The sequence below is a fragment of the Streptomyces sp. UF-297 genome (genome assembly GCF_058245575.1).
Genome location: NZ_JBSIBZ010000048.1, coordinates 1 through 15,557 on the forward strand (window position 1 = coordinate 1; position 15,557 = coordinate 15,557).

General features: G+C 71.6%; 14 protein-coding genes. 6 read left to right on the forward strand and 8 right to left on the reverse strand.

Annotation, left to right across the window (positions count from 1 at the left end):
* Nucleotides 1-51 precede the first annotated feature (51 nt).
* A complete protein-coding gene (gene erpA / locus AC4IJH_RS24975) occupies nt 52-408 on the reverse strand; it encodes an iron-sulfur cluster insertion protein ErpA (RefSeq protein WP_490854082.1) in 357 nt (118 codons plus the stop codon).
* A gap of 314 nt (nt 409-722) precedes the next feature.
* On the opposite strand from erpA, the gene nadA reads away from it, so the two are divergent.
* Nucleotides 723-1,910: a quinolinate synthase NadA gene (nadA, locus tag AC4IJH_RS24980; protein WP_490854083.1), complete on the forward strand. Its 1,188-nt coding sequence runs from the start codon at nt 723-725 to the stop codon at nt 1,908-1,910.
* Between the two features lie 66 nt (nt 1,911-1,976).
* On the opposite strand, the gene AC4IJH_RS24985 is transcribed toward nadA, so the two are convergent.
* On the reverse strand, nt 1,977-2,456 hold the full coding sequence (locus AC4IJH_RS24985) for a MarR family winged helix-turn-helix transcriptional regulator (protein ID WP_490854084.1): 480 nt from the start codon (nt 2,454-2,456) through the stop codon (nt 1,977-1,979).
* Between the two features lie 67 nt (nt 2,457-2,523).
* On the opposite strand from AC4IJH_RS24985, the gene AC4IJH_RS24990 reads away from it, so the two are divergent.
* Entirely contained in the window at nt 2,524-3,771 is a 1,248-nt protein-coding gene (locus AC4IJH_RS24990; protein ID WP_490854085.1) for a multidrug effflux MFS transporter, read from the forward strand.
* Nucleotides 3,772-3,855: 84 nt separating this feature from the next.
* On the opposite strand, the gene AC4IJH_RS24995 is transcribed toward AC4IJH_RS24990, so the two are convergent.
* From AC4IJH_RS24995 to AC4IJH_RS25015, 5 genes are all read right to left on the reverse strand, one after another.
* The gene (locus tag AC4IJH_RS24995) at nt 3,856-7,050 is read right to left on the reverse strand and encodes an efflux RND transporter permease subunit (RefSeq protein ID WP_490854086.1); all 3,195 of its coding nucleotides are present in this window, start codon (nt 7,048-7,050) and stop codon (nt 3,856-3,858) included.
* Between the two features lie 156 nt (nt 7,051-7,206).
* Nucleotides 7,207-7,941: a response regulator gene (locus tag AC4IJH_RS25000; RefSeq protein WP_490854128.1), complete on the reverse strand. Its 735-nt coding sequence runs from the start codon at nt 7,939-7,941 to the stop codon at nt 7,207-7,209.
* A gap of 20 nt (nt 7,942-7,961) precedes the next feature.
* A complete protein-coding gene (locus AC4IJH_RS25005; protein ID WP_490854087.1) occupies nt 7,962-9,212 on the reverse strand; it encodes a sensor histidine kinase in 1,251 nt (416 codons plus the stop codon).
* 146 nt (nt 9,213-9,358) lie between these two features.
* Nucleotides 9,359-9,637 (reverse strand): PspA-associated protein PspAA, encoded by a 279-nt coding sequence (pspAA, locus tag AC4IJH_RS25010; RefSeq protein ID WP_490854088.1) that lies wholly within the window; start codon nt 9,635-9,637, stop codon nt 9,359-9,361.
* Between the two features lie 73 nt (nt 9,638-9,710).
* Entirely contained in the window at nt 9,711-10,514 is an 804-nt protein-coding gene (locus AC4IJH_RS25015; RefSeq protein ID WP_490854089.1) for a PspA/IM30 family protein, read from the reverse strand.
* 295 nt (nt 10,515-10,809) lie between these two features.
* On the opposite strand from AC4IJH_RS25015, the gene AC4IJH_RS25020 reads away from it, so the two are divergent.
* The 4 genes from AC4IJH_RS25020 (at nt 10,810) to AC4IJH_RS25035 (ending at nt 15,264) form a co-directional block, all read left to right on the forward strand.
* Nucleotides 10,810-11,406, forward strand: a complete 597-nt coding sequence (locus AC4IJH_RS25020) for a DUF3043 domain-containing protein (protein ID WP_490854090.1) — start codon at nt 10,810-10,812, stop codon at nt 11,404-11,406.
* A 41-nt stretch (nt 11,407-11,447) separates the two neighbouring features.
* Nucleotides 11,448-12,200 (forward strand): methyltransferase domain-containing protein, encoded by a 753-nt coding sequence (locus AC4IJH_RS25025; protein ID WP_490854129.1) that lies wholly within the window; start codon nt 11,448-11,450, stop codon nt 12,198-12,200.
* Nucleotides 12,201-12,336: 136 nt separating this feature from the next.
* Nucleotides 12,337-14,136 (forward strand): ABC transporter ATP-binding protein, encoded by a 1,800-nt coding sequence (locus AC4IJH_RS25030; RefSeq protein ID WP_490854091.1) that lies wholly within the window; start codon nt 12,337-12,339, stop codon nt 14,134-14,136.
* 27 nt (nt 14,137-14,163) lie between these two features.
* Nucleotides 14,164-15,264, forward strand: a complete 1,101-nt coding sequence (locus AC4IJH_RS25035; protein ID WP_490854092.1) for a S1C family serine protease — start codon at nt 14,164-14,166, stop codon at nt 15,262-15,264.
* A 26-nt stretch (nt 15,265-15,290) separates the two neighbouring features.
* Here the strand turns inward: AC4IJH_RS25035 and AC4IJH_RS25040 are convergent, their stop codons facing one another.
* Complete coding sequence (locus tag AC4IJH_RS25040; RefSeq protein WP_490854093.1) at nt 15,291-15,497, reverse strand: hypothetical protein; 207 nt, start codon at nt 15,495-15,497, stop codon at nt 15,291-15,293.
* Between the last annotated feature and the right edge of the window lie 60 nt (nt 15,498-15,557).

The following is a 15,557-nucleotide window of genomic DNA, read 5'->3' on the forward strand; positions in this document are numbered from 1 at the left end:
GCGCCACCCCGAGGCCGGGGTGGCGCCGCCTCCGTATGCGCTGGTTCCTTCTCAGCTGAAGGAGTCGCCGCAGGCGCAGGAGCCGGTGGCGTTGGGGTTGTCGATCGTGAAGCCCTGCTTCTCGATGGTGTCGACGAAGTCGATGGAGGCGCCGCCCAGGTAGGGGGCGCTCATCCGGTCGGTGACGACCTTGACGCCGTCGAAGTCCTTGACGACGTCGCCGTCCAGCGAGCGCTCGTCGAAGAAGAGCTGGTAGCGCAGTCCGGAGCAGCCGCCGGGCTGGACGGCCACCCGCAGTGCGAGGTCGTCACGGCCCTCCTGCTCCAGCAGGCTCTTGACCTTCGACGCGGCCGCGTCGGACAGGATGATGCCGTCGCTGACGGTGGTCTGCTCGTCCTGAACGCTCATCTACATCTCTCCCGGGTTGTACGGACCGCTTGCCCTCGGCTGCAACCGACGGGGCCCCGGATTCATTCCGGGTGGGCTCAAGTTAGTGGGGAAGTCGTGTGAATCCTTCCGAGTTCATGCTCGCACACCCGCGAGGGGGCGGGCGCGGGCCTCCCGGGCGCTCGCTCCGGGAATGTGTCACATCGACGCTATCGCCATCGTCAAAGTGACGTGAAGCAGTTATGATAGATAACGTCAAATCGACGAAAAGGCTCCCGGTGCTGAGCACCGGCCCCACGGGTGCGGCTGTGCCGCGCTCATGACGAATAGAGAGGGTGCGTGACGTGACCACCGCCCAGCCCCTGGACGTCCAGCCGACGCCGCTGGCTCTGCTCCTGCTCGGCCGCGAGGCCGACCCCAAGAGCGAGCGCGGCGTGGAGTGTCCCGGCGACCTGCCGGCTCCGTCCGACCCCGACCTCGTCGAGCGCGCCCGCGCGGCCAAGGCGAAGCTCGGCGAGAAGGTCTTCGTCCTGGGGCACCACTACCAGCGCGACGAGGTCATCGAGTTCGCGGATGTGACCGGTGACTCCTTCAAGCTCGCGCGGGACGCGGCGGCCCGGCCCGACGCGCAGTACATCGTCTTCTGCGGTGTGCACTTCATGGCCGAGTCCGCGGACATCCTGACCACCGACGACCAGCAGGTGATCCTGCCGGACCTGGCCGCGGGCTGCTCGATGGCCGACATGGCCACCGCCGAGCAGGTCGCGGAGTGCTGGGACGTACTGACCGAGGCCGGGGTGGCCGAGGCGACGGTGCCGGTGTCGTACATGAACTCCTCCGCCGACATCAAGGCCTTCACCGGCAAGCACGGCGGCACGATCTGCACCTCCTCCAACGCCAAGAAGGCACTGGACTGGGCCTTCGAGCAAGGCGAGAAGGTGCTGTTCCTGCCCGACCAGCACCTGGGGCGCAACACCGCGGTGCGGGACATGGGGATGTCGCTGAAGGACTGCGTCGTCTACAACCCGCACAAGCCGGGCGGCGGGCTGAGCGCGCAGCAGCTGCGCGACGCGAAGATGATCCTGTGGCGCGGGCACTGCTCGGTGCACGGTCGGTTCTCGCTCGAGTCCGTCGAGGACGTACGCGCCCGGATACCGGGGGTGAACGTGCTGGTGCACCCGGAGTGCAAGCACGAGGTGGTGGCCGCGGCCGACTACGTCGGGTCGACGGAGTTCATCATCAAGGCGCTGGAGGCCGCGCCCGCCGGGTCGAAGTGGGCCATCGGCACCGAGCTGAACCTCGTACGGCGGCTGGCGAACCGGTTCGCCGACCAGGACAAGGAGATCGTCTTCCTCGACAAGACGGTCTGCTTCTGCTCGACGATGAACCGCATCGACCTGCCGCACCTGGTGTGGACGCTGGAGTCGCTGGCCGAGGGCAAGGTCGTCAACCGCATCGAGGTCGACAAGGAGACCGAGAGCTTCGCCAAGCTCGCGCTGGAGCGGATGCTGGCGCTGCCGTAGCGCCCGCGCCGCATCCGGCGCCCCCTCCCTGTGTGTTTTCCGGCGCCCGTCCCTTGCGGCGGGTGGCTATCCCTTGCGGCGGGCCCGCAGTGCCGCTCCCAGGGACTCCAGCCCCGGTACGGCCGCGGCCAGCGCCGAGCGCTCCTCGGGGGTGAGCGTGGCCAGGGCCTCGGCGAAGATGTCGGCCCAGGCGTTCTCGAGCAGGGCCATGCCGTGCTGGGCCTTGGCGGTGGGGTGCAGGCGGGTCACCCGGCGGTCGTTGGGGTCCGGCTCGCGCTGGAGCAGCCCGAGGTCGACCAGTCTGCGGACCGTGGTGCTCACATTGCTGGCGTGCAGGCCCAGTTCGCGGGCGAGGATGCCGACCGTGACGCCCGGCTCGAACTGGACGTAGCGCATCAGCTCCAGCTCCGAGGGCGGCAGCCGCCACAGGCCCGCTTCGTCCATGCCCTCGAAGCGCAGCACCCGGGACAGCACATAGAGCGCCGGGGTCAACTCCCTTGCCTGGGTCCGCAGTTCGTCACTGGTCAGCTCTGTCATGTGTTTCATCGACTCCGCCACCCTCCCATGCTACCTTTACCTATAGATATATAAGCATCTACGAGGGGGACCCGCCATGCCTGTACTGACCGCCGTACTGGCGCTGCTGTCGTTCGTGGTGCCACTGGCGACGGACATGTACCTGCCGGCCCTGCCGCGTATGGCTCAGGAGCTGCACACCGACGCCTCCGGAATCCAGCTCACGCTCACCGCCTTCCTGATCGGCATGGCGCTGGGGCAGCTGGTGTTCGGGCCGCTCTCGGACCGGCTCGGGCGGCGCGGGCCGATCCTGATAGGCGCCGCGGCGTGCACCGTCGCCACCGCGCTGTGCGCCCTGTCCCCCTCGCTGGGCTGGCTGGTCGCCTTCCGCTTCGTCCAGGGCTTCAGCGGCGCGGCGGGCGTGGTGATCGGCCGGGCCGTGATCACCGATGTGGCCCAAGGGGCAAGGGCGGCGCGGCTGTTCGGCATCCTGATGACGCTGGGCGGCATCGCGCCGATCCTCGCCCCGCTGGTGGGCGGCGTGATCGTGGAGGCGAGCAGCTGGCGGATGGTGTTCTGGGTGCTGACCGCCGCGTCGGTGGTGATGTTCCTGGGCGCGCTGTTCGGGATCAAGGAGAGCCTGCCCAAGGAGAAGCGGCGGGCCGGCGGGCTGCCCACGACGCTGCGCGCGGCGCGCTCGGTGCTGTCGGACCGTACGTTCCTCGGCTACACCCTGGCCTTCACCTTCGCCTTCGGGATGCTCTTCGCCTGGATCGCGGGCTCGCCCTTCGTCCTGCAGAACGCGCTCGGCCTGAGCGTCGGAATCTCCTCGGCCGTCTTCTCCGCCTGTGCGCTGGTCGCCACCATCTCCAGCGCCGTCGGAGCACGCCTGGTGGGGCGGTACGGCGCGGCGGCGCTGCTGCGGGTGGGCCTGGTGACCACCCTGGCGGGCAACGTGGTGCTGGCCGTGGGCGCGGTGGCCGGGCTGCTGACGGCCGTGCTGACCGTGGCCGTCCTGATCGTGGTCTGCGCCGGCCTCGGCCTGATCATCGCCAACGCCGCGGCGCTGGCGCTGGAGCGGGTGCCCGGCGCCTCCGGCACCGGCTCGGCGGTCATGGGCACGCTGCAGAGCGCCCTGGGCGCGGCGGTGGCCCCGCTGGTGGGCCTCGGCGGGGAGCACACCGCCGTACCGACGTTCGTGGCCATGGCGTTGCTGACGGCGCTGGCCCTGTTCTCCCTGGCGCTCACCCGCGGCGGGCGGCCGGTGGCCGGGGAGGCGGCCGGGCAGGAGACGCCGGTGGCGGTACGCGCCGAGGCGGCGGAGCTGACCTGCAAGACCCCGTGAGGTGCGGGCCCCGCCAAGGGCCCGCGGCATGACGAAGGCGCCCCGGACCTGGTCAGGTCCGGGGCGCCTGGTGCGTCAGCGGTGTCAGACGCCCGCCGGCTCCGGGGTGCGGTCGCCGCCGTCACCGGCCGGGGTGTCCCCGTCCCGCGGCTCCGGGCCCGCCTTCTTGTCCCGCTTGGCGGCCTTCTTCGCGGCCCGGCGCTCCTTGCGCAGCTCGATCATCGCGTACAGCGTCGGTACGAGCAGGAGCGTGAGCAGGGTGGAGGTGACCAGGCCGCCGATGACGACCACCGCCAGCGGCTGGGAGATGAAGCCGCCGTCGCCGGTGATGGACAGCGCCATCGGCAGCAGCGCCATGATCGTGGCCAGCGCCGTCATCAGGATGGGCCGCAGCCGGTGCCGGCCGCCCTCGATGACCGCCTCGACGACGCCGTAACCCTGCGCGCGGTACTGGTTGATGAGGTCGATCAGCACGATGGCGTTGGTGACCACGATGCCGATGAGCATCAGCATGCCGATCATCGCCGGGACGCCCATCGGGGTGCCGGTGGCCAGCAGCAGGCCGATCGCACCGGTCGCCGCGAAGGGGATGGAGACCAGCAGGATCAGCGGCTGGATCAGCGAGCGGAAGGTCGCCACCAGCAGCATGAACACGATCGCGATGGCCGCCAGCATGGCCAGGCCCAGCGAGGAGAACGCGTCGTCCTGGTCCTGGGAGAGGCCGCCGATCTCCGCACTCGCGCCGCCGGGGAGCTTCAGCTCCTTGATCTTCGCCTGGAGGTCGGCGTTGACCGCGCCGGTGTTGTCCTCGGTCGGCTTGGCCGTGATGGTGGCGGCCCGCGCGCCGTCGATCCGGGTCATCTGCACCGGGCCCGGCACGGTCTCGACCGTGGCGATCTCGCCGAGCTCGACCGTGCCGCCGGGGGTGGCGACGGGCAGGGTCTTCAACTCGGCCTCGGTGGTGGCCGGGTGGGCGGAGCGTACGACGATGTCGCGCTCGGTGTCGTCCAGTACGGCCGTGCCGCTGGTGGTACCGCGCACCGCCTGGGCGACCGCCTGGCCGAGCGTGGCCTGGGTGTAACCGGCGGCCGCCGCCTTGGAGTTGGCGCGCACCGAGATCCGCGGCACGCTCTGGGCCAGGTCGCTCTGCACGTCGGTGACGTGGTCCAGGCCCGCGACAGCGCTGCGCACCTGCTCGGAGGCCTTCTTGAGCACCTCGGCGTCGGCGGCCTTGACCACCACGCTCAGGTCCTGGCTGCCGAAGCCGCCGCCCGCGGTCACGGTGGTCTCGCCGATGCCCTTGCCCAGCTTGTCCAGCCCGGACCGGATCTCCTCGGAGACCTTCTCGGAGTCGGCCTTGTCGGCCAGCTTGACCTGGTAGGAGGCCTGGTTGGTGCCGGTGCCGCCGCCGAAGGCCGCCATGAAGCCGGAGGAGCCGACGGTGACCTGGTAGTCCTTGACCTCGTCCAGGCCGGACAGCAGCTTCTCGACCTTCTTGGCCTGCGCGTCGGTCGCGGCCAGGCTCGTACCGGGCTTGAGCTTCTGCTTGATGCTCAGGGTGTCCTGGCTGCCCTGGTCGATGAAGTTGGTCTTCAGCAGCGGCGCCATGCCGAAGGTGGCGAGCAGCACGACCACCGCGATGACCAGGCTGGTGACCCGGCGGCGGGTGGCGAAGCGCAGCACGGGGACGTACAGGCGCTGCAGCGGGCTCGCGGCCTCCTTCTCCTCGGCCTCGCGGCGCAGCTGCTCCGGGTCGGCGCCCGCCGGGATCTTGGGGGCGCGCAGGAACCAGTACGAGAGCACCGGTACGACCGTCAAGGACACCAGCAGGGAGGCGAGCAGGGCGACGGTGACGGTGATCGAGAAGTCGCCGAACAGGGCGCCCACCATGCCGCCGACCACGCCGATGGGCAGGAAGACCGCGACGGTGGTCAGGGTGGAGGAGGTGATCGCGCCGGAGACCTCGCGAACGGCCGTGATGATGGCCTTCTGCCGCTCCTCGCCGTAGCCCAGATGCCGTTTGATGTTCTCCAGGACGACGATGGAGTCGTCCACCACGCGGCCGATGGCGATGGTCAGCGCGCCGAGCGTGAGCATGTTCAGCGACAGGTCGCCGGTCCACAGCACGATCAGGGTGATGACGACCGAGAGCGGGATGGAGACCGCGGTCACCAGGGTGGAGCGCAGGCTCAGCAGGAAGACCAGGATCACGATCACGGCCATGACCAGGCCGAGCAGGCCCTCGGTGGTCAGGGAGTCGATCGACTTGGAGACCGCGGGGCCCTGGTCGGAGGCGACGGTGACCTCGGTGCCGGCGCCGAGGTCCTTGCGGATCTGGGGCAGCTTGTCCTTGACGTCCCGGGAGATGGCCACCGCGCTGCCGTCGCGGTCCATGGTCACCATGACGGCCAGGCTCGGCGCGCCGTTGGTGCGGGTCAGCGAGGTCGGTGCGGCCTGCTCCTCCTTGACGGTGGCGATGTCGCCGACGCGTACGGGCCCCGCGCCCTTCGCGCCGCCCGCGCCGCCGGGCGCGGGGGTGGGGGCGACGGTGAGGTCCTTGATCTGCTGGACGGAGGTGAAGCCGGAGCCGACCTGGACGGTCCTGCTCTGCCCGCCCTCGGCGAACGCGCCGGCCGGTACGGACGCGCCGCCCGCCTGGAGCGCCTGGCCCAGGGCCGCGGGGGTCAGCCCGGCGGCGGCCAGCTTCTTGTCGTCGGGGGTGACGGCGACGATCCGGTCCCGTACGCCCTCCACGCTGACCCGGCCGACGCCGTCGATGTTCTTCAGGCCCGGCACGACGCTGCGGTCGAGCTGGTCGGCGAGGGTCTGCTCGTCCTTGCCGGAGGAGGAGACGGCCAGGACGACGGTGGGCATGTCGTCGGTAGAGCCGGCCACGACCTGCGGGTCGACGTCCTTGGGCAGCTTGGCGCGGGCGCGGTTGACGGCCTGCTGGACATCGGCGACCAGGCGCTTGGAGTCGTTGCCGTAGTCGAACTGGGCCATGATCACGGCCGAGCCCTCATTGGCCGTGGAGGTGACGCCCTTGATGCCGTCGACCGCCTGGATGCCGTTCTCCAGCGGCTCGACGACCTGCTTCTCGACGGCGTCGGGCGAGGCACCGGGATACGGCGCCATCACGGACACCATGGGCAGGTCGATGGAGGGCAGGAGCTGCTGTTTGAGCTGCGGGATCGCGATGGCGCCGAAAGCGATCGCCACGATCGATATCAGCGCTACCAGGCCCCGTTGTACGAGGCTGAGTCGGGACAGCCAGGACATGGGTGGGGTCTCTCTTCTGGAATCTGAGAACTGCTCGGCACACGGGCGTACTGGCCCACCTACACGATCGGCCACCCCATGGCCGGTTTCCCTCGCTCGCAGGTCGGTTTCGGTCTTGTGGGACATACCGCGTTCGTAGTACGTCCCTCTCCACCCCTACTGCACCCGTGGGCGTACGAGTCCCGACTCGTACGCGATGACCACCAGCTGTGCCCGGTCGCGGGCGCCCAGCTTGGCCATCGCACGGTTGACGTGCGTCTTCACGGTGAGCGGGCTGACCTCCAGCCGCTCGGCGATCTCGTCGTTGGACAGTCCGGCGGCGACCAGGACGAGCACCTCGCGCTCGCGGCCGGTCAAGGAGCGCAGCCGCTCCGCCGCGTGCGTACCGCCCTCCCCTGCTCCCTCCTGCCCCGAACTGCCGCCCTGGGCGAGGAACTTGGCGATCAGCCCCTTGGTGGCCACCGGTGAGAGCAGCGCCTCGCCGGCCGCCGCCACCCGGATGGCGTTCAGCAGTTCGTCGGGCTCGGCGCCCTTGCCGAGGAAGCCGCTGGCGCCGGCGCGCAGCGCCTGGACGACGTACTCGTCGACCTCGAACGTGGTCAGGATGACCACGCGGACCCCGGCCAGCTCCGGGTCCTGGCTGATCATGCGGGTGGCGGCCAGGCCGTCCACCCCCGGCATCCGGATGTCCATCAGCACGACATCGGCGCCCGCCGCGCGGGTGAGCTCATAGGCCTGCGCGCCGTCGGAGGCCTCCCCCACCACCTCCATGTCCGGCTCGGAGTCGACCAGGATGCGAAACGCGCTGCGCAGCAGGGCCTGGTCGTCGGCGAGCAGGACCTTGATCGTGGTCGTGGTGCCGGAAGGTATCGCGGCGGTGGCGGTGGTCATGTCGGGGGTCCTGTCCGTCGTCATGCCGTCTCTCCCGTACGGACCGGCTGGAGCGGGAGGTGGACGTGCACCTCGAAGCCGCCGTCGGGGCGCGGTCCGGTACGCGCGGTGCCGCGCAGGGCGGCGACGCGCTCGCGCATCCCGATCAGGCCGTGGCCGCCGCCCGCTCCCCCGTCGCCCTCGCCGCCCGCGCCGTCGTCCAGCACGGTCACCGTCAGCGAGCCGTCGGCGCGCAGGATGCGGACCGTGGCGCGCGCGTCGGGGCCCGCGTGCTTGTGCACATTGGTCAGTGCCTCCTGGACCACCCGGTAGGCGGTGAGGTCGACGGAGGCCGGCAGGTCCGCGCAGTGCTCGGGGATCTCCAGGTCGACGCGCAGGCCGGTGCGGGTGAAGCCGTCCACGAGCTGGTCCAGGACGCCGAGGCCCGGCGCGGGCTCGGTGGGCGCCTTGGGGTCGTCGCTCTGGCGCAGCAGGCCGACGGTGGCGCGCAGCTCGTCCAGGGCGGAGCGGGACGCCTCCCGGACGTGCGCGAGGGCCTGTTTGGCCTGGTCGGGGCGGTTGTCCATGACGTGCGAGGCGACCCCGGCCTGGACGTTGACCAGCGCGATGTGGTGGGCGACCACGTCGTGCAGCTCGCGGGCGATACGCATGCGCTCCTCGGCCACCCGGCGTCTGGCCTCCTCCTCGCGGGTCCGCTCGGCGCGCTCGGCCCGCTCCCTTATGGCGTCGACGTAGGCGCGGCGGCTGCGTACGGCGTCGCCGACGGCCGCGGCCATCCCGGTCCAGGCGAAGAGCGCGAGGTTCTCCTGCGCGTACCAGGGGCGGGCGCCGAAGAGCATCGCGGCGGCGGTGAGCCCGACGGCGGTCACGGCGCCCACACGCCAGGTGGTGGGCCGGTCGGTGCGCGAGGCCAGGGTGTAGAGCGCGATGACCGCGGCGGCCGCGACGGGGGCGCGCGGTTCATTCGTCTCGGCGACCAGCTCGATGAGGGTCAGCACGCCCGTACAGGCGAGGACGGTGCGCGGGCGGTGACGGCGCAGCACCAGCGCGGCGCAGCTCAGGACGGCCAGGATCACCGTGCCGGCCTGGAGCTCGCGCTCGCCGAAGCGGGGGCCGTTGGGGCCGTGCGGCTCGGCGACCGAGCCGATCAGGATCACCGCGAAGACGGCCACCGCCAGGGCGGCGTCCAGCGCGAGGGGGTGCGCGCGGGGCCAGGCGACGCGGGCTGGGCCGGAGCGGGGGGCCGCCTGGCCGGGGGCGAGGGGAGTCACGAGAAGAAACGGTAGCGCCCCGGCTCCCGTACTCCCCCTGTCCGTGACAAAGGGACCCGGCGCCGGGGCGCTCACCTGCGCTGGAGTGGGGCGGACGGCCAGGTCCGCCGTGGGCCTCGGGCGGGCGCGACGGCGCCCGAGGCGGTTCAGCCCGGAATCAGGCCGTCGTCGCTGAGCATCTGGCGGACCTCGTCGAGCGTGGCGTCCTCGGCCGGCAGGATCAGCTCCGAAGGCTCCAGGGCGTCGTCCGGCAGCGGCGAGCCCAGGCGGCGCACCGCGTCCAGCAGAGCGCCCAGGGTGCGCCGGAAGCCGGCCTCGTCGCCGCTCTCCATCTCTTCGAGCAGCTCGTCATCGAGCTTGTTCAGCTCGATGAAGTGGGCGTCGTCCAGTTTCACCTGGCCCTCGCCCATGATCCGTACGATCACGACGGTCTCCCTTGGTCCCGAGCGGCGGTCGCTGCCGAGCGACGATCTCGACAAAGCTAACCGCCGACGGCCGTCACTGCTTGTCGAAGCGCGGCGTGCCCTGCTGGTTGTGCTGCGGCTGTGCGCCCTGGCCGGCCGCACCGCCCTCGATGGCCTGCTGGCCCGCGGCCGGGCCGCCCGCCAGTTCCGCCTTCATGCGCTGCAGCTCCAGCTCGACGTCGCTGCCGCCGGAGAGCCGGTCCAGCTCGGCGGTGATGTCGTCCTTGGCCATGCCGGTGGGGTCGTCCAGCGCGCCCGAGGCGAGCAGTTCGTCGATGGCCCCGGCCCTGGCCTGCATCTGCGCGGTCTTGTCCTCCGCGCGCTGGATGGCCATGCCGACGTCGCCCATCTCCTCGGAGATGCCGGAGAAGGCCTCGCCGATGCGGGTCTGGGCCTGGGCGGCGGTGTAGGTGGCCTTGATGGTCTCCTTCTTCGTACGGAAGGCGTCGACCTTGGCCTGCAGGCGCTGGGCGGCGAGGGTGAGCTTCTCCTCCTCGCCCTGCAGCGTCTGGTGCTGCGCCTCCAGGTCGCTGACCTGCTGCTGGAGGGCGGCGCGGCGGGAGAGCGCCTCGCGGGCGAGGTCCTCCCTGCCCAGCGCCAGCGCCTTGCGGCCCTGGTCCTCCAGCTTGGAGGTCTGGCCCTGGAGCGTGTTGAGCTGCAGCTCCAGCCGCTTGCGGGAGGTCGCCACGTCGGCGACGCCGCGGCGCACCTTCTGCAGCAGTTCCAGCTGCTTCTGGTACGAGTAGTCGAGGGTTTCGCGCGGGTCCTCGGCCCGGTCCAGGGCCTTGTTGGCCTTCGCGCGGAAGATCATCCCCATCCGCTTCATGACACCGCTCATGGGCCTCGCGCGCCCCCTTCTGACCGAGTTACATCGGGCTTAGGCTCCAGCACATCTACAGACCCCACAGTACGGGCCCTGGTTCCATTACCGCACTGTTCGGGCCGTGATGCGCTCCTCCTGCAGGACGATCAGGGCAGCCTTTTCCTCCCGCGCAGGGAGTAGGTGAAGCCCAGGGGGCACTGCGCCAGGTCCGCTTGGTCCCGGTACGGAACCGGTCGGGCGCCGGGCCGTTGCCGGATCGTTCCCCATGGGACTGTGGCCTACACCGCGGCACCCCGTACCCTTGGGTGTTGTGTTCCGAAGCCGTTCCAAGGATGAGCAGGCCGCGACCGCCAAGGTGACCGCGTCCGAGCCGCAGCAGCCCCGCGACCCGCAGGCCCCCAAGGGCCGCCCGACGCCCAAGCGCAGCGACGCCCAGTCGCAGCGCCGCACGCGCGCGCAGACGCCGACCAACCGCAAGGATGCGGCGAAGGCGTCCCGCGAGGCGCGGCGGGCCGACATGGCCAAGCAGCGGGAGGCACTGGCCAATGGCGACGAGCGGTTCCTGCCGCTGCGCGACAAGGGGCCGGTGCGGCGTTTCGCCCGTGACGTGGTCGACTCGCGCTGGTCGGTCGCGGAGTTCTTCCTGCCGATGGCGGTGATCATCCTCGTCCTGACGATGATCCGGGTCCCGCAGATCCAGAACATCGCGCTGCTGCTGTGGCTCTTCATCATCCTGCTGATCGTGCTGGACTCGGTGGGCCTGGCCATCCGCCTCAAGAAGCGGCTGCGCGAGCGCTTCCCCAACGAGAACCTCAAGGGCGCGGTGCCCTACGCCTTGATGCGTACGCTCCAGATGCGCCGACTGCGCCTGCCCAAGCCGCAGGTCAAGCGCGGAGAGCGGCCCTGAGCAGCACTCCGGCCGGCTTCTCGGGGGGTGCCCCGAGCTGGCTGAGCAAGCAGGGCGGCCTGCGGAACACCGTCCGGCAGGAGCTCATCGCCCGCCAGGTCGAGGAGCAGATCACCGCGCGCTTCCCCGTGGGGCAGCGGCTGCGGGTGCTCGATGTCGGCCTCGGCCAGGGCACCCAGGCGCTGCGGCTGGCCCGGGCCGGCCACCAGGTCACCGGCCTGGAGCCGGACCCGGTGATGATGGAGGCGGCCCGCAAGGCGCTGGCCGGCGAGCCCGCCGGGATCCAGGAGCGGGTGCGCCTGATCGAGGGGGACGGCCGGGAGACCGGCGTGCACTTCCTGCCGGGCACCTTCGACGTGGTGCTCTGCCACGGCGTGCTGATGTACGTCGCCGAGCCCGACCCGATGCTGGCGGGGCTGGCGCGGGTGCTGGCGCCCGGCGGCCTGCTGTCGCTGGTGGTGCGCAACGCCGACGCGCTGGCGATGCGGCCGGGCCTGGTGGGCGACTGGGACACCGCGATCGCCGCCTTCGACTCCCCCGCCTACACCAACCGCCTGGGCCTGTCGGTGCGTGCCGACCGGCTGGAGGCGCTGACCGCGACGCTCGCCGGGAGCGGGGCGCCGCTGCACGCCTGGTACGGCGTGCGGGTCTTCACCGACCAGGTCACCGACGACGAGATCCTGCCGCCCGCCGCCGAGCTGGAGCGCCTGCTGGCCGCGGAGGACCGGGCCGGGCGCACGGACCCCTACCGGGCGGTGGCGGCGCTGCTGCATCTGTGCGGCGTCAGGGGCTAGTTCGCACGCTGTGGTGAGGGCCGGCCGGTGTGCCGCCCGGCCCCCGCCGTCGTGGCCGTGCGCCGTGGCGGCGGGATTTTTTCGCCGGGTGCGGCGATCGGCCAGGCGTTCGGCCGCTTCATGCGTCCTGGTCTGTGTGAGCACTCATCGCGCACAGCCCAAAAGACCCGACGCCGCGTCCAAGCTCTCCGCCCGGGAGACCTGGCGGATCCTGTACGGGCACATACGGCCGCACCGCGCGGTCATCGCGCTGGGCGGTCTGCTCACCCTGGTCGGAGCCGCGGCCGCGCTCGCCCAGCCGCTGGCCGCCAAGTCCCTGGTCGACCGGCTCGGCGCGGACGGGTCCGTCGCGACGCTGCTGGTGCTGCTGACCGTCCTGGTGGTGGCGGGCACCGTCGTGGAGTCGGTGGGCGCCTATGTGCTCAACCGCACCGCGGAGTCCGTGGTGCTCGCCGCGCGCCGTCAACTGGTCGTGCGCCTGCTGAGGTTGCGGCTGCCGGAGATGGAGCGCTCCCAGCCCGGCGACCTGATGTCTCGGGTCACCGCGGACACCACTCTGCTGCGCGTGGTCACCACCCAGTCCCTGGTCGGCGCGGCCACCGGCGGTCTCAGCTTCCTGACCACCGTCGTGGTGATGGGGCTGCTGGACCCGGTGCTGCTGGGCGTCACGCTCGCGGTGATCGTGGTGATCGGCGGCTCCATGGGGCTGGTCATGCCCAAGATCGCCAAGGCGACGAAGCAGGCCCAGGAGTCGGTGGGGGCGATCTCCGCGGTGCTGGAGCGGGCCTTCGGGGCGTTCCGTACGGTCAAGGCCTCCGGTGCCGAGCGGCGGGAGGCCGCGGTGATCGAGGAGACCGCGCGCACGGCCTGGCGGCACGGGCTGCAGGCCGCCAAGTGGCAGGCGGTGGCCTGGTCCTCGGTGGGGCTGGCGGTGCAGGTGTCCTTCCTGGCGGTGCTGGGGGTGGGCGGCGCGCGGGTCGCCTCGGGCACCGTCGACATCGGCACGCTGATCGCCTTCCTGCTCTATCTCTTCTACTTGATCGACCCCGTCTCGCGGCTGGTGGAGGCGGTCTCGGAGTACCAGGTCGGCTCGGCGGCGGTGGCCCGTATCGCGGAGGCCGAGCGGCTGGAGACCGAGCCGGAGCACGGCGAGCCGCGGCGGCGAGGGGGGCCGCCGGCCACCGTGGAGTTCCAGGACGTGACCTTCCGCTACCGCGCGGAGCTGGCGCCGGTGCACCACGGGGTGAGCTTCGCGGTGCCGGCCGGCGGGACGACCGCCTTCGTCGGGCCGTCCGGGGCGGGCAAGACCACCGTCTTCGGTCTGATCGAGCGGTTCTACGAGGTCGAGGCGGCGGGCGGCGGCCGGGTGCTGGTGGACGGCAAGGACGTACGGGACTGGCCGCTGGAGGAGCTGCGGGCGGCCATCGGCTATGTCGAGCAGGACGCGCCCGTACTGGCCGGGACGCTGCGCGAGAATCTCCTCTTCGCGGCGCCGGGGGCCACCGACGCGCAGATCGCCGAGGTGCTCGTGCAGACCCGGCTGGACGGGCTGGTGGCGCGGCTGCCCGAGGGGCTGGAGACGGTGGTGGGGCACCGCGGCAGCAAGCTGTCGGGCGGCGAGCGCCAGCGGGTGGCGATCGCCAGGGCGCTGCTGCGCGGGCCGCGGCTGCTCCTGCTGGACGAGGCGACCTCGCAGCTGGACGCGGTCAACGAGCTCGCGCTGCGCGAGACGGTGGCGCAGGCCGCCAAAAGGACCACGGTGCTGGTGGTGGCGCACCGTCTGTCGACGGTGACGCTGGCCGACCGGATCGTGGTGATGGAGGCGGGGCGGGTGCGGGCGGTGGGCACGCACGCGCAGCTGGTGGCGTCCGATCCGCTGTACGGGGAACTGGCGGCCACGCAATTTCTTGCCACAGCGCCCGATGTACGGGCCTAGCGGGCCACCTAACGGGACACTTCGGGCATGACGCCTTCACTGACAACCCGTCGCCGGGTGGCGGCCGCCACGGCCGCCGCCCTGTGCGCGGCCGCCCTCGCGGCCGGCTGTTCCGGCTCCGACTCCGGATCCGCGTCGAAGTCCCCCGGTCCTTCGGCGCCTGTCTCCGCCTCGCCCAACGGCAAGCAGCAGGCCCCCGGCGCCGCCAACGATCTGCAGAACGACTACCAGCGGGTCGTCAAGGACGTGCTGCCCTCCGTCGTCCAGATCACCACCGACTCCGGGCTGGGCTCCGGCGTGGTCTACGACGACCGGGGCCATGTCGTCACCAACGCCCACGTCGTGGACAAGGCACAGTCCTTCCAGGTCACCACCGCCAGCGGCAGCGACGCCCTGAAGGCGGAGCTGGTCTCCTCCTACCCGCAGCAGGACCTGGCCGTCATCAAGATCAGCAAGGTGCCCAAGGGCCTCAAGCCCGCGGTCCTGGGCGACTCCGGCAAGGTCGCGATCGGGCAGATCGTGCTCGCCATGGGCAGCCCGCTGGGCCTGTCGGGGTCCGTGACCCAGGGCATCGTCTCGGCGACCGGACGTACCGTCAGCGAGGGGCGCAGGGGCGGCGGTACGGGCGCGACCATCGCCAACATGGTGCAGACCTCCGCCGCGATCAACCCCGGCAACAGCGGCGGCGCGCTGGTGAACCTTTCCGGCCAGGTCATCGGCATCCCGACGCTGGCGGCCACCGACCCGCAGATGGGCGAGGGCGCGGCGCCCGGCATCGGCTTCGCGATCCCGGCCTCCACGGTCAAGAACATCGCCGACCAGATCATCAAGAGCGGCCGGGTCACCGACTCGGGCCGGGCCGCGCTGGGCATCAGCGGGCGCACCCTGCTCGGGCCCGACTTCGAGCCGGCCGGGGTGGTGGTGGCCGAGGTGACCCCGGGCGGCGGCGCGCAGAAGGCGGGCATCGAACGGGGCGATGTCATCGTCAAGTTCGGCAACGCGCCCATCGCCACGATGCAGCAGCTGGCCGAGGCGCTGGCCGGGGCGAAGCCGGGCGACACGGTGCAGGTGACCGTCGACCGGGACGGCACGGACAAGACCGTGCCGGTGACGCTCGGGCAGATCTGATCCGCGCGGCGGCCCGTGTCCGCTGCTCAGCCCGCGTCGGCGTGCAGGCTCATCGCGTAGATCTCACTGCCGTCCTCGAAGAGCGTCACCCGGTCCGCGCCGCCCTCCAGCAGGTCCTTCCACACCTCGCCGATCCAGGACTCCGCGTCCCCTTGCGTGCTGAACTCCTCCGGTTCCACCGCGGGTGCCGTCTCGCTCCCGTCGGCCTTCTCGAACCGCCACGTCCACGCCATGTCCGCCTCCTGGATCCCACCGGTTACGTGCTGATCGCGTTGTGCTCGCGTGCTGATCCG

Bases quoted from the DNA above. Each gene is read 5' to 3' on its own strand.
- AC4IJH_RS25040 (WP_490854093.1), bottom strand. From the start codon at position 15,497: ATGGCGTGGACGTGGCGGTTCGAGAAGGCCGACGGGAGCGAGACGGCA.
- AC4IJH_RS24990 (WP_490854085.1), top strand. From the start codon at position 2,524: ATGCCTGTACTGACCGCCGTACTGGCGCTGCTGTCGTTCGTGGTGCCA.
- AC4IJH_RS25000 (WP_490854128.1), bottom strand. From the start codon at position 7,941: ATGACCACCGCCACCGCCGCGATACCTTCCGGCACCACGACCACGATC.
- AC4IJH_RS25035 (WP_490854092.1), top strand. From the start codon at position 14,164: ATGACGCCTTCACTGACAACCCGTCGCCGGGTGGCGGCCGCCACGGCC.
- erpA (WP_490854082.1), bottom strand. From the start codon at position 408: ATGAGCGTTCAGGACGAGCAGACCACCGTCAGCGACGGCATCATCCTG.
- AC4IJH_RS24985 (WP_490854084.1), bottom strand. From the start codon at position 2,456: ATGAAACACATGACAGAGCTGACCAGTGACGAACTGCGGACCCAGGCA.
- AC4IJH_RS24995 (WP_490854086.1), bottom strand. From the start codon at position 7,050: ATGTCCTGGCTGTCCCGACTCAGCCTCGTACAACGGGGCCTGGTAGCG.
- AC4IJH_RS25015 (WP_490854089.1), bottom strand. From the start codon at position 10,514: ATGAGCGGTGTCATGAAGCGGATGGGGATGATCTTCCGCGCGAAGGCC.